Genomic DNA, 18892 nt, shown 5'->3' with positions numbered 1-18892 from the left:
GCCCGCCCCGCGGCGCCGGCGCGCCCCGCGGCCGCGGCACGGCCGCGAACGTCCGCGCCCGCGGCGCCCGCGAAGGAGCCGAGCCGGTTCGCCCGGTACCTGCGCCCGGAGACGCTGGGTCTCGCGGTGCTCGGCGGCTTCGGGCTGCTGCTCCTGGCCGGGCTCGCCGTGGTCGGCTCGTCGTGGTTCCTGAACTCGCCGACCGGGCGGGACTTCCTGGCCGCGTTCCCGGGCGAGTACCACCTGCCCGAGGGCGCCGAGCCGGGCTTCCCCGCGTGGGTGCAGTGGCAGCACTTCTTCAACGTGTTCCTGATGGTGCTGATCATCCGAAGCGGCCTGCAGATCCGGACCGAGAAGAAGCCGAGTGCGTTCTGGACGCCGCGCTGGTCGAAGAACGGGCAGGGCAAGGTCAGCCTGACGATCTGGTTCCACCAGTCGCTGGACATCCTCTGGCTGGTCAACGGCGTGGTGTTCGTCGTGATGCTGTTCATCACGGGGCACTGGATGCGCATCGTGCCGACCAGCTGGGAGGTGTTCCCGAACGCGCTCTCGGCCGGGCTGCAGTACGCGTCGCTGAACTGGCCGACCGAGAACGGCTGGGTGAACTACAACGGGCTGCAGCAGCTGATGTACTTCATCACGGTGTTCATCGCGGCGCCGCTCGCGGCGATCACGGGCGTGCGGATGTCGGGGCTGTGGCCGAAGAACGCGAAGACCCTCAGCCGGATCTACCCGGTCGAGTGGGCGCGCGCGATCCACTTCCCGGTGATGCTGTACTTCGTGGCGTTCATCATCGTGCACGTCGCGCTCGTGTTCGCGACCGGCGCGCTGCGGAACCTGAACCACATGTACGGCGGCACCGACGTCGTGAACTGGACCGGGTTCTGGATCTTCTTCGCCTCGATGGTCATCATCGTCGCGGGCTGGATCGCCGCTCGGCCCTTCCTGCTCGCCCAGATCGCCAAGCTCTCCGGCAAGGTCAGCGCGCGCTGACCCGAGGCGACGGCGCCCGCGTGCACACGCGGGCGCCGTCGCCCCGGCCGTGGTCCCGCCCGCCTCGCGCGGCGGGGAGGCCGTGTCTCCGCGGGTAGGCTGGCTGGGTGCACCCCCACGCCCGAATCATCTTCCTGGACGTGGACGGCACCATCATCGACGGGCACGAGCGGATGGCGGCCTCGACGCCCGAGGCGATCCGCCGGGCTCGCGCGGCCGGCCACCTCGTGTATCTCGCGACGGGTCGCTCGCGAGCCGAGATCTTCCCGCACGTCGCCGAGATCGGGTTCGACGGCGCGATCACCGCGGGCGGCGGCTTCGCCGAGATCGGCGACCGGCTCATCGCGTCGCACACCATGAGCGCCGACGAGCTCGAGACGCTGACCGAGGTGCTGGAGGACGAGCGGCTCGACTATTACCTCCAGGCCGCGGAGCGCGTGTATGCGTCGCCCGGCATGCTCGAGCACTACTTCCGCCTCATGCGCGAAGGCCTGATCCCCGACGACGAGAGTGCGGAGGGTGTGCCCGAGACACTGCTCCCCGAGACATCCGCCCACGAGGCGCCCGCCGACGCGACGCCCGCCGACGTCTACGCGCCGCTGGCCGACGCTCCCAGGGATGCGATCGCGAAGGTGCTCTTCCTCGGTGAGGACGATCGTGCGTACGCGCGCGTCGTCCGTCGCCTCGGCGACCGGTTCACCGTGATCACGGGGACCATCGCGCACCTCGGCGGGGCGAGCGGCGAGATCTCGCCGCTCGGCGTCGACAAGGGCCGCGCCGCGCTCGACGTGCTCGCCGACCTCGGGGTGCCCGCCGAACGCGCGGTCGCCATCGGCGACAGCGTCAACGACCTGCAGATCCTCGAACGCGTGGGCCTCGGGATCGCGATGGGCAACGCGTCGGCCGAGGTCAAGGCGGTCGCCGACGAGCAGACCACGCACGTGCTCGACGACGGGATCTGGAACGCGTTCGTCCGGCACGGGCTGATCTGAGCCGGGGCGCCTGCGGTTTCCCACATTTCCCCGTGACCCGGCTGCCCGACTGAGGACCAGGGGTCCAGACTGACCGCGAACGCACATCCCGCTCCGGCCGCAGGATGCCGCCGGACCGCTCGACGGCGAGGACAGCATGACTTCACAACGACGTGTGCCCGATGACCTGCGACCCGCGCACCGGCCACGGCGCGTGCTCGGTGCGTCCGCGCTGCTCGTGAGTGCCGTTCTCACGGCCTCCGTGCTCGCGAGCGCCGCGCCGGCCGCCGCGCTCGACGGCGCGCCCACCGTGGTGAGTCTCACGTTCGACGACTCCAACGCGAACCAGAACACCGCGGCGAACATCATGAACGCCAGCGGGCTCGACGGCACGTTCTACGCGACCACCGGCTTCGTCGGCCAGCCCGGCTACCAGACCCGCGCCGACCTCGAGGCGCTCGCCGCCGCCGGCCATGAGATCGCCGGCCACTCCGTCTCGCACCCCGACATGGCGACGCTGACGCCCACCGAGGCGCGCGCGCAGGCCTGCCAGAGCCGCGCGACGCTGACCTCGTGGGGCTTCCAGGTGACGAGCTTCGCCTATCCGTACGCGTCGCTGAACGCCACGGCGAAGCAGGCCGTCATCGATTGCGGCTACAACACCGCGCGCAACCTGGGCGACATCGAGACCCGGTTCGGATGCTCCGGCTGCGGATTCGCCGAACAGGTGCCGCCGGCCGATCCGTTCGAGTTGCGCGTGCCGGATCAGGTCGACTCGGCGTGGACGCTCGCCGACCTGCAGAACACGGTCATCAACGCCGAGAACTCCACGGGCGGATGGGTCGGGCTCACGTTCCACCACATCTGCGACGACTGCGACGTCGAGGGGCTCAACATCAGCCCCGCGCTGTTCACGCAGTTCGTGCAGTGGCTCGCCGCGAGGCCGGCGACCCACAACACGTCGGTGAAGACCGTGCACCAGGTCTTCGGCGGCGCGGTCAAGCCCGTGACCGGGACGACGTTCCCGCCGGCGCCCGCGCCCGGGGTGAACGGCGTCAAGAACCCGAGCCTCGAGGAGCTCGGCACGAACGGTGTGCCCGACTGCTTCATGCTCGCCGGCTACGGCAGCAACGCGCCGACGTTCAGCCGGGTCTCGCCGGGTCGCACGGGCAACGTCGCCGAGCAGGTCGTCATGTCGAACTACGTCGACGGCGACGCGAAGACCATCATGACCATGGACTTCGGCTCGTGCGCGCCGACCGTGACCGAGGGGCATCAGTACTCGCTGCGGACCTGGTACACCTCGACGGTCGTGACGCAGTTCGCGGTGTACCTCCGCAACGCGCAGGGTGGCTGGCAGTACTGGACGTCGAGCCCGTGGTTCGCCGCGGCCTCGGCCTACACGCAGGCGGTCTGGGATTCGCCGCCGATCCCGGCGGGATTCAACGGCATCAGCTTCGGGCTCAACCTGTTCTCCAACGGCCAGCTCATCACCGACGACTACGAGCTGTACGACGTCACCGGCGGCTCCCCGACGACCACCGTGCCCGGCACGCCGACCATCTCGGGCACCGCCCAGGTCGGGCAGGTGCTCACGGCGAACCCCGGCACCTGGACCCCGGCGCCGTCGACGTTCACGTATCAGTGGCTCAGGAACGGCGCGGCCATCGCGGGTGCGACGAACGCGACGTACACGCCCGTGACCGCCGACGTGGGCACGACGCTGACCGTGCGCGTCTCCGGAACCCCCGCCGGGGCGACCGCGGCGAGCGCGACCTCCGCCGGGGTCACGGTCGCCGCGGCACCGGTGACGGTGACGCCCGGCACGCCGACGATCACGGGCACGCCGCGCGTGGGCAGCGTGCTCACCGCGAATCCGGGCACGTGGTCTCCCGCGGGGCTCGCCTTCAGCTATCAATGGCTGCGGAACGGGGCGGCGATCGCGGGTGCGACGGCGCGGACGTACACGGCCGTGGCCGCCGACGCGGGCACGACCGTGAGCGTGCGGGTCACGGGCACGCCCGCGGGCGGCGCAGGGGTGAGCGCGACCTCGGCGGGCGTCGCCGTCACGGCGGTGACCGTGACGCCGGGCACGCCGACCATCTCGGGCACGGCGCGGGTCGGCAGCGTGCTGACCGCGAACCCCGGCACCTGGACGCCGAGCGGTCTGACGTTCACGTACCAGTGGTTGCGGAACGGGACGGCGATCGCGGGCGCGTCCGCGCGGACGTACACGGCGGTCGCGGCCGACGCGGGGACGACCGTGAGCGTGCGGGTCACGGGGACGCCGGCGGGCGGCACCGGCGTGAGCGCGACGTCGGCGGGCGTCGTGATCCCCGTGACCGTCACGGCCGGCACGCCGACGATCTCGGGTACCGCCCGGGTCGGCGCGGTGCTGACGGCCAATCCGGGCACGTGGTCTCCCGCCGGGGTCGCACTCACGTATCAGTGGCTGCGCAACGGCAGCCCGATCGCGGGTGCGACCGCGCGCACCTACACGCTCGTGACCGGCGACTGGCTGAGCATGATCTCGGTGCGGGTGACGGGGACGGTGCCGGGGGCCACGGCCACCCGGACGTCGTCGTCGATTCTGGTGCTGCGCCTGAGGTGACGCCCGGCACGAGGCGCTCGCGGGGCGAGGCGCTTGCGGCGCGAGGCGCTCGCGTCCCGCTACCGGCCCAGGTGGCGGCGGGCGGTCTCCGTGAGCCAGTGCTCATAGCGTTCCATGGCCCAGCCCGATTGGAGGACGAGCTGCTGATGGCTCTCGGGCGACCAGAGGAACGACAGGGCCGCCGCGGCCTCGTCGATGGGCAGCCCGGCATCGCCGAGGCCTCGGGCGCGCAGCTGCTCGGCCAGGAGCCGGTAGTCCCTGCGGCGGCGGTCGAGCAGATCGGCGAGCTCGCGGGCCACAGCCTCGTCGGTGTTCGCCGCGCTGAGGAACTCGGTCCAGAGCACGCTCGTGCGCGCGTTCGCCGCGGCGACGAACACGGCGGCGCTCGCGAGGTACGCGTCGAGGTCGGCGACGGCGTCGAGCGCGGCTGCCGCATCGCCGTCCGCGATCTGCGCGTCGCCCTCGACGCCCGCGAAGGCCTGCTCGAACGCGCGCAACAGCAGGTCGCGTTTTGGGCCGTTCGCCTTGACGGTCTCGGTCGAGACGCCGGCCCGCGCGCCGATGTCGGCGAGCGAGCTGCCGTGGTAGCCGCGCTCCGCGAAGCTGGCCGCGGCCGCGTCGAGCACGCGGCGGCGGGTCGCGGCCGCCTGCTCCGTACGCAGGGCCGAGCGGTAGGTCCGTGTCGTCGTGTCTGGCATCGAACTCCCTATTGACCAACCTAATGAGGTGGTGAATACTTCAGTGGTGTTCCTAATCCTAACCCGAGCCCCATCTCACTCGAGGACCTGACCATGACCTCCGCACTCATCGCGTCCACACCCGTCCGCGGCCACGTGACGCCGCTGCTCGCCGTCGCCGAGGCGCTCGTCGCCGCGGGCGACCGCGTGCGCTTCCTGACCGGCGAGCGCTACCGCGACGAGGTCGTCGCGACCGGCGCCGAGTTCCTCCCGCTGCCGCCCGAGGCCGACTACGACGACCGCGACATGGATGCGGCGTTCCCCGGCCGGCGCGGACTCACGGGCCCCGCGGGCATCCGGTACGACATGATCGAGATCTTCCTCAAGCCCGTGCCGGCGCAGCTCCGCGCGCTGGGCGCCGCGATCGCGGCCGAGCCGACGGACGCGGTGCTGGCCGAGTCCATGTTCGGTGCGGCCGCGGTGCTCAGCGGGATGCCTCGCGGAGAACGTCCGCTCGTCGTGAACCTCGGCATCGTGCCGCTCGCGATGAAGCACCCCGACGTCGCGCCGTACGGCCTCGGCGTGAAGCCCCTGCCCGGGCCGGTCGGCCGGCTCCGCAACGCGATGCTCACCGCGGTCGCCGAGCGAGGCGTCTTCGCCCCCGTGCAGCGCTACGCCGACGAGATCGCGCGCGCCGAGACCGGGCGCGGGCTCACCCGGTTCTTCCTCGACTGGCCGGCCGCGGCCGACGTGCTCGTGCAGTTCACGGTGCCCGAGTTCGAGTACGTCCGGCGTGGACTGCCCGAGACCGTGCAGTTCGTGGGTCCGGTCTCGCGTGCGCGCGCCTCGTCGGGCGAGCTGCCGGCCTGGTGGCCCGAGCTCACCGCCGGGCGACCTGTCGTGCACGTCACGCAGGGCACGGTGGCCAACAGCGACTGGTCGCTCGTCGAGCCGACGATCCGCGCGCTCGCGCACGAGGACGTGCTCGTCGTGGTGTCGGCCGGCGGGCGTCCCGTCGAGGCGCTGCCCCGCGACCTGCCGGCGAACGTCCGTGCGGCGAGCTTCCTGCCCTACGACCGGCTGCTGCCGCTCACGCACGTCATGGTCACGAACGGCGGCTACGGGGGAGTGCACTACGCCCTCGAGCACGGCGTGCCGCTCGTGGTCGCCGGCCGCACCGAGGACAAGGCCGAGGTCAGCGCCAGAGTCGCCTGGTCGGGTGCGGGCATCGACCTGCGCACCGACACCCCCTCGCCGGCCCGGATCGCCCGGGCGGTGCGCACGGTGCTCGACGACGGCCGGCACCGCGCACGCGCCGGCGAGATCGGCGCCGCGATCCGCCGGTCGCCCGGCCCCGCCGCGGTGCACGAGATCCTGACCCGTGCGCTCGTGTCGACACCCCGCGTGTGATATACTGGTGTGGTGACGTTGGGTGCAGTTCTCGCCGCCGGACTGATCGCGACCTCACTCCCGATCAGTGCCGCTCCCGCTCCCGAGGTCGCCCCGCCCGTCGATCAGCCCGTGACCATCGCGGGCGAGGTGATCGGCGGCTGGGGCGAGTTCGGCCCGCTGCGGAGCAAGGCGTTCAAGGGCTTCAGCTGTCCCGACGGCACCCCGTACTTGATGGATCAAGACTTCCACCCCGGTGAGTGGTGGAACCACCTCCCCAACGGCATCGAGATCAAGAGCACGCACCCCGCCAGAGCCGACCTGAACTTCACGGACGACGGCAACGGTCGCGTCCGCGGCTTCATCGACGGAGTGGTCTGGAACATCTCGGGCTACGAGAACCCCATCTACATCGTGATGCACTGCGTGGCCTGACGCGCGCCACGCGTTCCACGCGCACCAGGCGCTCTGCGTCGTCGCTACGGGCGCAGCAGCACCTTCACGGCCGTACGCTCGTCCATCGCCCGGTAGGCCTCGGCGGCCTCCTCGAGCGGAAGCTCGAGGTCGAAGACCCGGCCCGGCCGGATGTGGCCGTCGAGCACCTCGGGCAGCAGCTCTTCGATGTACCCGCGCACGGGAGCGACGCCGCCGCGCACGCCGACGTTGGTGTCGAACATCTGCCTGACGGGAAGCTCGGGGCCGCCCGACGGGACGCCGACGAACCCCACCTGACCGCCGGGCCGGGCCGACCGCAGCGCCTGGTCCATCGACTCCTTCGTGCCGACGCACTCGAGCACGACGTCGGGCCCGATGCCGTCGAACATCTCCTTCAGCCGCGCGATGCCCTCGTCGCCGCGCTCGGCCACGATGTCGGTCGCGCCGAACTCGCGCGCGAGCGCCTGCCTGGGTTCGTGGCGCGACATGGCCACGATGCGTTCGGCGCCGAGCCGCTTCGACGCGATGATCGCGCACAGCCCGACCGCGCCGTCGCCCACGACCGCGACGGTCGACCCGGGGCGCACACCGCCCGAGACCGCGGCGTGGTGGCCGGTGCCCATCACGTCGGAGAGCGTGAGCAGGCCCGGGACGAGCTCGGGCGCGGGCATCCCGCCGGGCACGGGCACGAGCGTGCCGTCCGCGAGCGGGACGCGCACGCGCTGGCCCTGCGCGCCGTCCGCCCACCCCTCGTCGCGGACCTCGGCACCCCACCATCCGCCGGCCAGGCAGTGCACCGTGAACCCGTTCCGGCAGTTGATGCACGTGTTGTCGCACACGTAGAACGGCGCGATCACGAAATCGCCCACGGCGATCTGTTCGACCGCGGAGCCGACCTCCTCGACGACGCCGACGAACTCGTGGCCCATCGCCCGAGCACGCCGCGTGGGCGTGATGCCGCGGTATCCCCACAGGTCCGACCCGCACACGCACGCCGCGACCACGCGGACGACCGCGTCGCGACCACTCGCATCCCGTCCGCGGCGCAGCTCGGGGTCGGGTGCGTCCTCGACGCGAATGTCACGATCTCCGTGCAGGAAGACGGCGCGCATGGGGGCTCCTTCGGCGGTGACGCGCCGGCCGGTCCGACGGTCGCCGAGTCTCAGACTAATCGCGCGCACGCGTCGAACCACCGCACCGTGTCACCCGTTTAGGTGGTGCCTGCCGGGCTCGCGGTTGTGGCAGGTTTGGGGAGATTGCGTACGCGACCTTTGGTGGGGGAGATCACGTGACCCGTATTTTGCGCGCTGCTGTGGCGGTGCTGGCATCGATGTTCCTGGTGACGAGTGTCGCCGGGCCCGCGGCCGCGGAGGAGCCGGCTCCTCCGGAGCCGGTCACGCTCGCCGACCAGGTCGCCGAGGCCGCCGAGGCCGGAGCGTCGGGGGCCGAAGCGCTCGCCGAGTCGGTCGGCCTGCCCGTCACCGGGGCGAGCAGCCTCTCGGTGACCGATGCGGGCGACGTCGCGGTCACCGTGACGTTCGTCGCCGCGCCGAGCGAGAGCGACCTCGCGAACGTCGCCGACGTCGCGACCGTCGACCGCGTCTACCGGTTCAGCCCGGCGGCCGCGGTGACGGTCGACCCCGTGCGGATTCCAGAGCTGCAGGCCCTGCCGGGCGTCGTCTCGGTCGTGCCGGTCGTCTCCGCGGCGAACGGGGCCACGCGCGCCCCGCTCGAGTCCGCGCCCGCGGACACCGCCGCCGACTCGTGCCGCGCAGTCCCGGTCGAGGCCGACGGCCCGATGCGCACCGCACTGGCGCGTGAGACCTTCGGCGTCGACGGCACGGGCGTCACGATCGGCATCATCTCGGACTCGTACGGCCTCAAGACCGACGTCACGTCGCCCGAGGAGGACGTCGCCATGGGCGTGCTGCCCGGCCCGGGCAACCCGTGCGGCTACGAGACGCCGGTCGAGGTGCTCGTCGAGGCCACGAGCGGTGACGACGAAGGCCGCGGGATGGCGCAGCTGGTGCACGGCATCGCGCCGGGCGCGAAGCTCATGTTCGCTTCGGGCTGGGGCGGTCCCAACGGCATGGCCGAGTCGATCATCCAGCTCGCCGAGGCCGGCGCCGACATCATCGTGGACGACCTGGGCTACGCGAGCGAGACCTACTTCCAGCAGGGGCTGATCTCGGTCGCGATCAACGAGGTCCGCGCGCAGGGCGTCGCGTACTACACCTCCGCCGGCAACGCGAACGTCGCCGGCGCCACGGGCGGCCCGAGCGAGGGCCTGCCGATCTCGGCCTGGCAGACGCCGTCGTTCCGCGGCATCGCGTGCCCCGAATGGGTGCAGGTGCGGCCCGGGGTCACCGACTACGACTGCCTCGACTTCGACCCGACCTCGGTCGAGGACGCCTACGACCTGCTGGGGCTGAACGGCGTGTACGAGCCGCAGCTGCTGCTGAGCTGGGGCGAGCCGATCAACGGCGTCGCCTCGTCGCTCGAGCTCCAGGTCTACGAGGACGGCGAGCAGCCTGAGCTGTACGGCGTCGGCATCACGCTCGATCCGTCGCTGCCGAACCAGATGCTCCCGCTCGACGACGTCGAGGAGGGCGTCTACCGGCTCGTCGTGGTGCGTGACCTGACCGACCGGACGGCGAGCGACCCGGCGGTCTGGCTCGGCCTGCTCACCGGCGCAGAGGGCATCGACTGGCGCGAGCACGATCGCAGCACGGGCGACGACATCGTCGGGCCCGTGACGTTCGGCCACCCGGCGGACGGCTCCGGCGTCGGTGTCGCCGCCGCCGACTGGCGGACGCCCGACGCCCCCGAGTCGTTCACCTCGCCCGGCCCCGGCACGGTGCTGTTCGAGGCGTTCGACCCGCAGAGCGTCCAGCCGGCGGCCGCCCTCCCCGCGCCCGTGCGCATCCAGGCGCCGGAGATCACGGGCGTCGACGGCACCAGGACCAGCTTCTTCGGCGGACCGGGTGACGGCCTCTATCGGTTCTTCGGCACGTCGGCGGCCGCGCCCAACGTGGCGGCCACGCACGCCCTGGCCACGCAGTTCGCGCCGACGCACAGCGCCGACGAGATCACCGAGCTGATGCTCGGCACCGCGGCCCCCATGACCAACCCGTTCGAGGGCGTCCTGCCCGACGAGGACGTCTTCGGCGCCGGCCTGGCCGACGGCTACTCGTTGCTCGCGGCGCTTCCGACTCCGGCGGTGACGGGCCTCGCGGCCACCGCGCTGTCGGCGACGAGCATCGCCGCCGAGTGGGACGGCGGCCTGCCGGTCACCGGGTACCAGGTCGAGCTGCTGCGACAGGGCGAGGTCGTCGAGTCCGGCACGCTCGAGGCGGATGCGACGGCCACGACCTTCTCGGGCCTCGTGCCGGAGACCGGCTACCGGGTGCGCATCGCCGCCCTGAACACGTCGGGCGAGCTCGGCGCGTGGGCCGAGACCGGGGAGGTGCGCACGCCGCGTCCGCCGCAGCCGGGCACGCTGCCGGCCGCGCCCGACGAGTCGGCGCTCACGCCCGAGACCACGGGCGGTCTGATCGCCACGCCCGACCGGGTGCGCGCGGGCGAGCAGGTCACGATCAGCGGTCTGCCCGGATCGGCCTGGCTCGCCGGCTGGGCGTATTCGACGCCGTCGAGCCTCGGCTGGGCGTGGGCCGGTGCCGACGGGACCGCGAGCTTCCGCGTTCCCGCGAGCCTCCCGGCCGGCGCGCACCGGATCGCGGTCACCGACGAATCAGGTCAGCTGCTCGGCTGGGTCGGCGTCACGGTGCTCGCCGACGCGCCAGTCCCCGCGCGGCCGGCCGGCCTCGCCACAACGGGCGTCGACCACGACGCGACCCCCGCGCTCGCCGCGGTGCTGCTCGTCGTGCTCGGCGGCGCCGCGCTCACGGTCGTCGGGCGCCGGCGCGCTCGCCGCTCGTAACGACACCAGACGGATGCTCCGGGCTCGCGTGGCCCGGAGCATCCGTCGCGTCCGGAGCATGCGCCCGCCGGCGGGGCCGCCGCCGGCTCGAACCACCGCTGCGCCATCGCACCGGGTTCGGCGGTGGGCTCGGGGCCTGCGAGAATCGGATCCATGAGCGAGGATGCGGCGACCGGCGAGGCGCGCGACGTGAGCGAGCCCGTGACGACCCCGGCCGGCCACTGGTCGCGTTTCGCACCCCTGATCGCGCTCGTCATCGGCGTCGTCGTGCTCGTCGTCGACCAGCTCTCCAAGGTGTGGGCCGAGGCCACGCTGACGCTCGGCGAGCGCACGCCGCTGCTGGGCGACGCGCTCGGCATCCAGCTCGCGTACAACCCCGGCGCGGCGTTCTCGCTCGGCGCGAACGCGACCTGGGTGTTCACGATCCTCGCGGGCGTCGGCGTGCTCGTCGTGGCGTGGTTCGTCTGGCGGGTGCGGTCGCGGGTGTGGGCGGTGTGCCTCGGGCTGCTGCTCGGCGGCGCGACCACGCACTTCCTCGACCGCATGTTCCGCGACCCGTCGTTCGGCCAGGGCCACGTGGTCGACTTCATCGCCTACTTCGACTGGTTCATCGGGAACATCGCCGACATCGCGCTCTTCTTCGGCGTCGTGATGTTCCTCGTGCTCACGCTGCGCGGCACACCGCTCCGCCCCGCGCCCGCGGCGCCCGCCTCAGCCTGAGCTGCAGTCGACCGCGCCGGGTTCGCGCCCCAGCGCCCGCTGCGACCGATCGCGCCAGCTGCGACCCGCAGCGCCCACTGTGGTCGATCGCGCCAAGTTCTCGCCGCAGCGCCTACGGCGACCGATCGCGCCAGCTGCGACCGTCCCGTGTGGCGCGATAGGTCGCTGCTGGCGCGATTCGGCGCGGGCAGTCAGCTCGCGGGCGCGGGCGCGGGCGCGGGGGCGGCTTGGGCCGCCGGGTAGTGGGGGCCGAACGCGCCGCGGTACTTCGCGGCCGGGTGCCGCTCGTTCAGTCGCGGCTCGCCGAAGAGCTGCTCGCGCAGCGTCGTGCCGGGCCCGTACTCCGAGCGCGCCAGGCCACGCGCGCGCAGCGTCGGCAGCACGTCGCGGATGAACTCCTCGAACGAGCCGGGGATGACCCAGTTGATGACGTTGATGCCGTCGACGCCCGCAGCCTGCCACTCCTCGAGCGCGTCCGCGATCTGGTCGGCCGTGCCCACGAGCCGCGTCGAGCGCGAGATGAGCAGCGCGACGTCGCGGATCACGGGCTCGCGATCGGTGATGGCCTTGGCGGCCCACTCGGTGAGGCCCTTGGCGGTGTTCGTCTCGACGTCCTTGATGGGCGTCTCGGGGTCGTAGACGCGACCGGCCTTGTCGACGAGCGCGTTGTGCGCGAGGTATCCGTCGACCGAGACGTACCGCTCGTACTCGGCCGCCTTGGCCTCGGCCTCCTCCTGGGTCGCGCCGACGACGAACGACAGGCCCTGGAAGAACTTGATGTCGGACGGCTCGCGGCCGGCCTCGACCGCGAGCCTCCGGGTGTCGTCGATGAGCTCCTTCGCGATCGCGGGTGTCGGCGCGATGATGAACGTCGCCTCGGCGTTGCGCGCCGCGAACTCTCTGCCCGAGGCCGACGAGCCGGCCTGGTAGAGCACGGGGGTCCGCTGCGGCGACGGCGACGGCAGGTGCGGACCCTGCACCTGGTACCGCTCCGACACGTGGTCGATCTTGTGGATCTTCGACGGATCCGAGTAGACGCCGCGCTCCTTGTCCTTCAGCAGCGCGTCGTCGTCCCACGAGCCCTCCCAGAGCTTGTACGTGACGTCGACGTACTCCTCGGCCCACGCATACCGTTCGGTGTGGTCGGTGAGCCGCGGGTACCCGAAGTTCCGGGCGCCGTTGTCCTGCAGCCCGGTCACGATGTTCCACGCGATGCGGCCGCGCGAGATGTGATCGAGCGTCGAGACCTGGCGCGCGAAGTTGAACGGATGGTTCTGCGCGACGTTGCTCGTGAGCGCGAGCCCGATCCGCTCGGTGTGCGCCGCGAGCGCGGCGACGAGCGGGATCGGGTCGTTGCTCGGGATCTGCAGGCCCTCGCGGATGTACACGTCGAAGTCCGCGTCCGCGTCGCCGTACACGCCCGTGACGTCGGCGAAGAACATGGCGTCGAACTTCGCCTCCTCGAGCAGCTTCGCGAGCCGGATCCACACGCCGACGTCGTTGAAGTCGACCTGGCCCGCGTCGGGGCGGCGCCACTGGCCGTGATGGATGTGCGAGTTCGTGTTCATCACGAACGCGTTCAGGTGCAGGGGAGTGCGGTCTGTCGTCATGGCTGGCTCCTGGGTTCGAAGGCGGGGATGGAGGCGATGAGCTCGCGCGTGTACGGCTCGCGCGCGCGGGTGAAGATGTCGTCGGGCGACCCCTCCTCGACGACGCGGCCGTCCTTCATGACGAGCACGCGGTGGCTGAGGTGGGCGATGACGCCGAGATCGTGGGAGATGAACAGGTAGGCGAGGCCCAGTCGCTGCTGCAGCTCGACGAGCAGGTCCAGCACCTGGGCCTGGATCGTGACGTCGAGCGCCGAGACGGCCTCGTCGAGCACGATCACGTCGGGCTCCGTCGCGAGCGCGCGGGCGATCGAGATGCGCTGCCGCTGGCCGCCGGACAGGCGCAGCGGGAACCGTGCGAGCACGGCTTCGGGAAGCCCCACCCGGTCGAGCAGCTCGCGGATGCGGGCGGCGCGTTCCGCGGGTGAGCGGATGCCTCGCGGCAGCGCATCGGCGAGGATGCGTTCGACGTTCCACCGAGGGTCGAAGCTCGACAGCGGATCCTGCGACACGACCGCGATGCGCGAGCGCCGCGCACGGCGGCGGCGTTCGGCCACGTTCGACCACGGCGCGCCCAGCAGCGAGACCTCGCCCGCATCGGCCGACTCGAGCGCGAGCGCGATCCGGCCCGTGGTGCTCTTGCCCGAGCCGGACTCGCCGACCACGCCGAGCGTCTCGCCGCGGTGCAGCACGAACGACACGTCGTCCACCGCGAGCGTCGAGCTGCCGTCGGGTGCGCGGAAGTGCTTCACGAGGCCGCGCGCCTCGAGCACGACCTCGCGCGCCTCCGGCGCGGAGGCATCCGTCGCTCGTCCCGCTTCGCCGCGCCGAACGGTCGCAGATGGCGGGTCATCGCTGGTCTGCACCCGCCATGCGCGACCGTTCGATTCAGTCGCGGGCGTTGCGGGCGCGCTGGGCGCGGGCGCGCTGAGCGGGCGACCGCGCGTCGCCTCGCTCGGCACGGCGGCGATGAGCGCCTTCGTGTACGGGTCGTGCGGTTCCGTGAGCAGCGTGTGGGCCGGGCCGTGTTCGACGACCCGCCCGTGCCGCATGACGAGCACGTGGTCGGCGAGCTGCGCGACGACTGACAGGTCGTGGCTGATCAGGACGATCGACGCGCCGCGCTGCTTCGACTCCTCGAGGAGCGCCAGCACCTGCGCCTGCACCGTGACGTCGAGCGCTGTCGTGGGCTCGTCGGCGATGATCACGTCGGGGTCGAGCGCGAGCGCCGAGGCGATCAGCGCACGCTGGCGCAGGCCGCCCGAGAGCTGTCCCGGGCGCTGGCGCGCCCGCAGCTCGGGCGACGGCACGCCGACCGCGTCGAGCAGGTCGACGACCTTCCTGCGGCGTTCGGCGCGGCCTCGCCAGCCGTGCAGGCGCAGGCTCTCGCCGATCTCCGCGCCGACGGGGCGCAGCGGGTCGAGCGAGACGAGCGCGTCCTGCAGGATGAATCCGACCTCGGTGCCGCGGATGCGGCGCCAGGCGCGGTCGGTCAGCGCCCGCACGTCCCGCCCGTGCACCTCGAGCGCACCGGCCTCGACGCGGGCGCCGCGGCCGGTCAGGCCCACGATCGTGCGCGCGGTCACCGACTTTCCCGACCCCGACTCGCCCACGATCGCGACGCAGCGGCCCGGGTGGAGGTCGAAGGAGACGCTCTCGACGATGCGGCGCTCGCCGGCGTTCGTCGCGAACGACACGGACAGGTCGCGGACGGACACTCGCGGATGCGGCGGCGCCTCGCGCGCCGCGGTGGTCGGGCCCGTGACGGCGGTCTGGCCTGTGACGGTCTGGCCGGTCACGGTCTGGCCTGTGACGAGGGTCTGGTCGGTGACGGTCATGCCTTCTCTCCCTTCTCGAGGAACAGCTGCAGGTGGCGGCCGAGCGTGGTCGCCGTGAGCGCGAGCAGCACGATGACGAGCCCGGGGATCACGGTGAGCCAGCCCGCCTCCGTGATGTACGCCCGCCCGGCGTCGAGCAGCGCACCCCATTCGGGCGACGGCGGTGCCACGCCGAGGCCGAGGAACGACAGGCTCGACGCCCAGACGATCGACTGGCCGATCGAGAGCGCGAAGATCGCGACGAGCGGGCGCAGCGCGTTCGGCAGGATGTGCCGGCGCAGGATGCGCCCGCGCGGGTGGCCGAGCGCCACCGCCGCCTCGACGTACGCCGAGCCCCTGGCCGTGAGGATCTGGCCGCGCACCATGCGTGCGTAGCCCGGCGCCGTGCCGACCCCGACCGCGAGGACCTGGGTCAGCGCCGACGGGCCGAGCACGGCGATCAGCAGCAGCGAGAGCAGCAGCGCGGGGAACGAGAACGCGACCTCGAGCAGCCAGCCGACGACGGCCGACGCGACGCGCCCGCCGAGCGCCGCGAGCGTGCCGAGGACGATCGCGAGCGACAGGCTCACCGCGGCGGCGCCGATCCCGATGCCGAGCGACTCGCGGGTGCCGTAGACGACGCGCGAGTAGAGGTCGCGGCCCGACTCGTCGGTGCCGAACCAGTGCGCGGCCGACGGCGGCTGCAGCGAGGCCGCGAGGTCCATCGTGAATGGGCCCTGCGTCGCGATGAGCTGAGGCCAGATCGCGGCCACCGCGAAGATCGCCGTGCCCGCGATCGCGAGCACGAGATCCCACGGGATCGTGGACGGCGCGAACCGCCCGCGTGTGCGCGGCCCGGGCGTGCGCGCCGACGTGGGCTTCCCCGTGTGGGGAATAGCTGGGGTGGCGGTCATGCCGTCCTCCTGAGTCGTGGGTCGACGAGCACGTACGCGACGTCGACCACGAGGTTCGCGATCACGTAGAACGCCGCGATGAGCATGACCACGCCGATCACGACGGGCATGTCCTGCGAGTTCACGGCCGAGACGAGCACGCTGCCGATGCCGGGCCGGGCGAACACGGCCTCGACGACGACCGCACCCGAGATGGTCGCGCCGAGCGCCCAGCCCGAGAGCGTGATCGCGGGCAGCACGGCGTGCCGCAGCACGTGCCTGAGCCGCACGCCCGCGTCGCCCATGCCGCGCGTGCGCGCACTCAGCACGAACGGCTGGTCGAGGGCGCGCTCGAACTCGGTGCGCGTGGCCTGACCCATGAACCCCGCGAGCGGGATCGCGAGCGTGAGCGCCGGCAGGATCAGCCCGTGCAGGCCCGTCCCGCCGATCACCGGGAACCAGCCCAGTCCGAGCGCGAACACCAGCAGCAGGATGATGCCCAGCCAGTAGTGGGGCAGACCGGCCGTGACCGTGTCGACGAAGCTCCCGACGGCGCGGACGCGCGGGCCGCGTCCCGCGGTCAGCGAGACCCACACGACCATGAGGATCCACGCGAACACGAGCGCCGTGAGCGTCAGCACGATCGTCGAGCCGAGCTGGTCGGCGACGATCGCGAGGACGGGCCGGTGCTGCTGGTAGGACGTGCCGAGGTCGCCCGCCACGAGTCCGCGCAGATACGAGAAGTACTGCACGAGCGTCGGGTCGTCGAGACGGTACTCGGCGATGATCGGCGCGAGCTCCTCGGGTGTCCGCTCGATGGCCTGGCCGTTGCGGATGTTGAGGATTGCGGTGGCGCGGTCGCCCGGGATCGAGGCCTGCGCGAAGAATGCCGCCGTCGCGGCGCCCAGCAGCACGAGCACGGCCGCGAGCGCCTTGCCGGCGACCAGCCGCAGCGAGCCCAGCCCCCGTCCCCGCAGCCCCGCCGGCGGGGCCGCGGTCGGCGCCGGCGGGGCCGCGGTCGCCGCCGGCGGGGCCGCGAGGACCCCGGCGGGTGCGGCCACGGGCGTCTCGGCCTCAGTCGACGAATCGTGCGTCATAGAAGGTCGGCCCTCCCTGCGAGTGCTCCTGCTTCACGCCCTCGAGCTCCGGGGAGATCGCGAGTGTGGACAGGCGGTCGTAGATGCCGATCGCGAGCGCGTGCTCGGCGATGTACTCCTGCGCCTCGGCGTAGAGCGCGTTCTGCGCGTCGACGTCGGCCGTGGAGTTGGCCTCGAGGATGATGGCCTCGAGCTCGGGGTAGTTCGTGAACGAGTCGTTGTTGTAGTTCGGCGACTCGGGTGTCGACTGACGCCAGTTCACGTAGAGGATGCCGCTGGTCACGGCCGTCCAGTACCCCGGGTAGATGTCGCGCTCGCTCGGGCTGCCGTACGCGCCCGAGAACAGCTCGGCCTGCGGCACCGGGATGAGATCGACCTTGAAGCCGGCCTGCTTGGCCTGCTCCTGCACGCCCTGCAGGATCGAGGCGCCGTCCGCGTTGATGATCGAGCCGGCGCCGTACGGCAGGACGATCTCGAGCGCCTCGCCGTCCTTCGTCCGAGTGCCGTCACCGGTGGTGCCGGTCCAGCCGGCCTCGTCGAGGAGCGCCTCGGCCCGGTCGAGGTCGAACGAGTACCGGTCGGCGGCCTTCTGGCTCCACCCGGGAGTGCTCTGGCTGACGCCGCCGTTGCCCTCGTAGGGAATGACCCCGCGGCCGATCGTCTCGACGAGGGCCTCGCGGTCGAGCGAGTACGCAAACGCCTGGCGCACGCGCTCGTCGGTGAATGGGCCCTCGGCCGTGTTGAAGGTCAGCTGCTGCGGGCGGCCGCCGGTGACGTACTTCTCGAGCGTGAAGCCGGCCTGCTCGGTGCTCGCCCACTGCACCGCGGGGACGTCGTAGATGGCGTCGACCTCGCCGCTCTTCAGTGCCGCCACGCGCGTCGTCGGGTCGGCCACGAACTTCCAGACGACCTCCTCGACGTGCGCGGGGCCCGTGTGGCCCGCGTTGGCGGGCGGCGAGGCGTAGTCGTCGTTGCGCGTGAGCACGATCTCCTGACCGCGATCCCAGTGGTCGACGACGAACGCGCCGGTGCCGATGGGAGCCTCGCAGTTCTCCTCGTCGCTGCGCGTCTCGAGCGCCTGCTGCGACTGGATGCCGAAGTAGCCCTGCGTGAGCGTCTCCGGGAGTCGCGGATAGGGCCGGGACAGGTCGACCTGGAGCGTGAGCTCGTCGATCGCGGTCGCCTGCTCGTAATACCCGCCGAGCCAGGCGAGCGCCGTGCCGTTGCCGCCGTCGTTCACCCAGTGGTCGAAGTTGAACGCCACGGCCTCGGCCGTCAGCGGTGACCCGTCGGTGAAGGTCACGCCGTCCTTCAGCGTGAAGGTCCAGTGCAGGCCGTCGTCCGTGACCGACCACTCCTCGGCGAGCCAGGGCACCGCCGTGCCGTCCTCATCGAGCGAGAGGAGGCTGTCCAGCACGTTCGCGCTGAGGTAGGCCTGCTCGATCCAGCCGCCGAACACGCACGCCGGCTCCTGCTGGTGTGCGTACACGATCGTGCCGCCCTCGGCGGCATCACCCGCGGCCGTGGGCGTGCCGGCTGCGCAGCCGGCCAGCGCGACGGCGACGGCGGCAGCGGTGGCGAACGCGGGCAGCGCTCGGGGTCGTGCGGTCATGGGGGCTCCTTCGAAGCATCCGTTCGGGGTGTTGGGCGGCGACGTTACCGACCGCGGTCGCGCCGCGCGAAGGCGCCGACGTCACACGGGTTACGGTTCGTCACCCGGCGTCACAGCCGGCCGGGTCCGC

14 protein-coding genes are annotated in these 18892 nt (G+C 72.3%); 7 read left to right on the top strand and 7 right to left on the bottom strand.

Translation table 11 applies throughout. The features are described 5' to 3' along the window. The 3 genes from RH864_RS09305 to RH864_RS09295 form a co-directional block, all read left to right on the top strand. Positions 1–993: cytochrome b/b6 domain-containing protein (locus RH864_RS09305; RefSeq protein WP_310517259.1), on the top strand; the 993-nt coding region annotated here is incomplete at its 5' end. A gap of 107 nt (positions 994–1100) precedes the next feature. Further along, positions 1101–1985, top strand: a complete 885-nt coding sequence (locus RH864_RS09300; protein ID WP_310517258.1) for an HAD family hydrolase — start codon at positions 1101–1103, stop codon at positions 1983–1985. 136 nt (positions 1986–2121) lie between these two features. Then, a complete protein-coding gene (locus RH864_RS09295; RefSeq protein ID WP_310517257.1) occupies positions 2122–4575 on the top strand; it encodes a polysaccharide deacetylase family protein in 2454 nt (817 codons plus the stop codon). A 59-nt stretch (positions 4576–4634) separates the two neighbouring features. Here RH864_RS09295 and RH864_RS09290 read toward each other — a convergent pair whose 3' ends face one another. After that, entirely contained in the window at positions 4635–5273 is a 639-nt protein-coding gene (locus RH864_RS09290; RefSeq protein ID WP_310517256.1) for a TetR family transcriptional regulator, read from the bottom strand. A 93-nt stretch (positions 5274–5366) separates the two neighbouring features. Here RH864_RS09290 and RH864_RS09285 point away from each other — a divergent pair, with 93 nt between their 5' ends. Both RH864_RS09285 and RH864_RS09280 read left to right on the top strand, forming a co-directional pair. Continuing rightward, positions 5367–6662, top strand: a complete 1296-nt coding sequence (locus tag RH864_RS09285; protein ID WP_310517255.1) for a nucleotide disphospho-sugar-binding domain-containing protein — start codon at positions 5367–5369, stop codon at positions 6660–6662. Between the two features lie 12 nt (positions 6663–6674). Then, the gene (locus RH864_RS09280; protein WP_310517254.1) at positions 6675–7076 is read left to right on the top strand and encodes a hypothetical protein; all 402 of its coding nucleotides are present in this window, start codon (positions 6675–6677) and stop codon (positions 7074–7076) included. A 44-nt stretch (positions 7077–7120) separates the two neighbouring features. Here the strand turns inward: RH864_RS09280 and RH864_RS09275 are convergent, their stop codons facing one another. Next, positions 7121–8188 carry a zinc-dependent alcohol dehydrogenase family protein gene (locus tag RH864_RS09275; protein WP_310517253.1) on the bottom strand — a complete coding sequence of 356 codons (1068 nt, stop codon included), beginning with the start codon at positions 8186–8188 and terminating at the stop codon, positions 7121–7123. A 200-nt stretch (positions 8189–8388) separates the two neighbouring features. On the opposite strand from RH864_RS09275, the gene RH864_RS09270 reads away from it, so the two are divergent. After that, positions 8389–11016 (top strand): fibronectin type III domain-containing protein, encoded by a 2628-nt coding sequence (locus RH864_RS09270; RefSeq protein ID WP_310517252.1) that lies wholly within the window; start codon positions 8389–8391, stop codon positions 11014–11016. A 153-nt stretch (positions 11017–11169) separates the two neighbouring features. Continuing rightward, on the top strand, positions 11170–11736 hold the full coding sequence (locus RH864_RS09265; protein ID WP_310517251.1) for a signal peptidase II: 567 nt from the start codon (positions 11170–11172) through the stop codon (positions 11734–11736). 191 nt (positions 11737–11927) lie between these two features. Here the strand turns inward: RH864_RS09265 and RH864_RS09260 are convergent, their stop codons facing one another. From RH864_RS09260 to RH864_RS09240, 5 genes are read right to left on the bottom strand one after another with little or no spacing between them, the layout of a single operon-like run. Next, positions 11928–13346, bottom strand: coding sequence for an NtaA/DmoA family FMN-dependent monooxygenase (locus tag RH864_RS09260; RefSeq protein ID WP_310517250.1), 1419 nt, complete (start codon positions 13344–13346; stop codon positions 11928–11930). Next, on the bottom strand, positions 13343–15181 hold the full coding sequence (locus tag RH864_RS09255; RefSeq protein ID WP_310517249.1) for an ABC transporter ATP-binding protein: 1839 nt from the start codon (positions 15179–15181) through the stop codon (positions 13343–13345). The genes RH864_RS09260 and RH864_RS09255 overlap by 4 nt, the downstream gene beginning before the upstream one ends. Further along, on the bottom strand, positions 15178–16074 hold the full coding sequence (locus RH864_RS09250; RefSeq protein ID WP_310517248.1) for an ABC transporter permease: 897 nt from the start codon (positions 16072–16074) through the stop codon (positions 15178–15180). The genes RH864_RS09255 and RH864_RS09250 overlap by 4 nt, the downstream gene beginning before the upstream one ends. Beyond that, positions 16071–17150 (bottom strand): ABC transporter permease, encoded by a 1080-nt coding sequence (locus tag RH864_RS09245; RefSeq protein ID WP_310517247.1) that lies wholly within the window; start codon positions 17148–17150, stop codon positions 16071–16073. The genes RH864_RS09250 and RH864_RS09245 overlap by 4 nt, the downstream gene beginning before the upstream one ends. Then, positions 17128–18762, bottom strand: a complete 1635-nt coding sequence (locus RH864_RS09240) for an ABC transporter substrate-binding protein (protein WP_310517246.1) — start codon at positions 18760–18762, stop codon at positions 17128–17130. Before RH864_RS09240 ends, RH864_RS09245 begins: the two co-directional genes overlap by 23 nt. Between the last annotated feature and the right edge of the window lie 130 nt (positions 18763–18892).

The sequence above is a fragment of the Agromyces aerolatus genome, assembly GCF_031432255.1.
Lineage (GTDB): Bacteria > Actinomycetota > Actinomycetes > Actinomycetales > Microbacteriaceae > Agromyces.
The sequence above is the reverse complement of the archived record's forward strand: the minus strand, read 5'-3'. Positions and strand labels throughout refer to the sequence as shown.

Bases quoted from the DNA above. Each gene is read 5' to 3' on its own strand.
- RH864_RS09295 (WP_310517257.1), top strand. From the start codon at position 2,122: ATGACTTCACAACGACGTGTGCCCGATGACCTGCGACCCGCGCACCGG.
- RH864_RS09290 (WP_310517256.1), bottom strand. From the start codon at position 5,273: ATGCCAGACACGACGACACGGACCTACCGCTCGGCCCTGCGTACGGAG.
- RH864_RS09285 (WP_310517255.1), top strand. From the start codon at position 5,367: ATGACCTCCGCACTCATCGCGTCCACACCCGTCCGCGGCCACGTGACG.
- RH864_RS09275 (WP_310517253.1), bottom strand. From the start codon at position 8,188: ATGCGCGCCGTCTTCCTGCACGGAGATCGTGACATTCGCGTCGAGGAC.
- RH864_RS09265 (WP_310517251.1), top strand. From the start codon at position 11,170: ATGAGCGAGGATGCGGCGACCGGCGAGGCGCGCGACGTGAGCGAGCCC.
- RH864_RS09260 (WP_310517250.1), bottom strand. From the start codon at position 13,346: ATGACGACAGACCGCACTCCCCTGCACCTGAACGCGTTCGTGATGAAC.
- RH864_RS09255 (WP_310517249.1), bottom strand. From the start codon at position 15,181: ATGACCGTCACCGACCAGACCCTCGTCACAGGCCAGACCGTGACCGGC.
- RH864_RS09250 (WP_310517248.1), bottom strand. From the start codon at position 16,074: ATGACCGCCACCCCAGCTATTCCCCACACGGGGAAGCCCACGTCGGCG.
- RH864_RS09245 (WP_310517247.1), bottom strand. From the start codon at position 17,150: ATGACGCACGATTCGTCGACTGAGGCCGAGACGCCCGTGGCCGCACCC.
- RH864_RS09240 (WP_310517246.1), bottom strand. From the start codon at position 18,762: ATGACCGCACGACCCCGAGCGCTGCCCGCGTTCGCCACCGCTGCCGCC.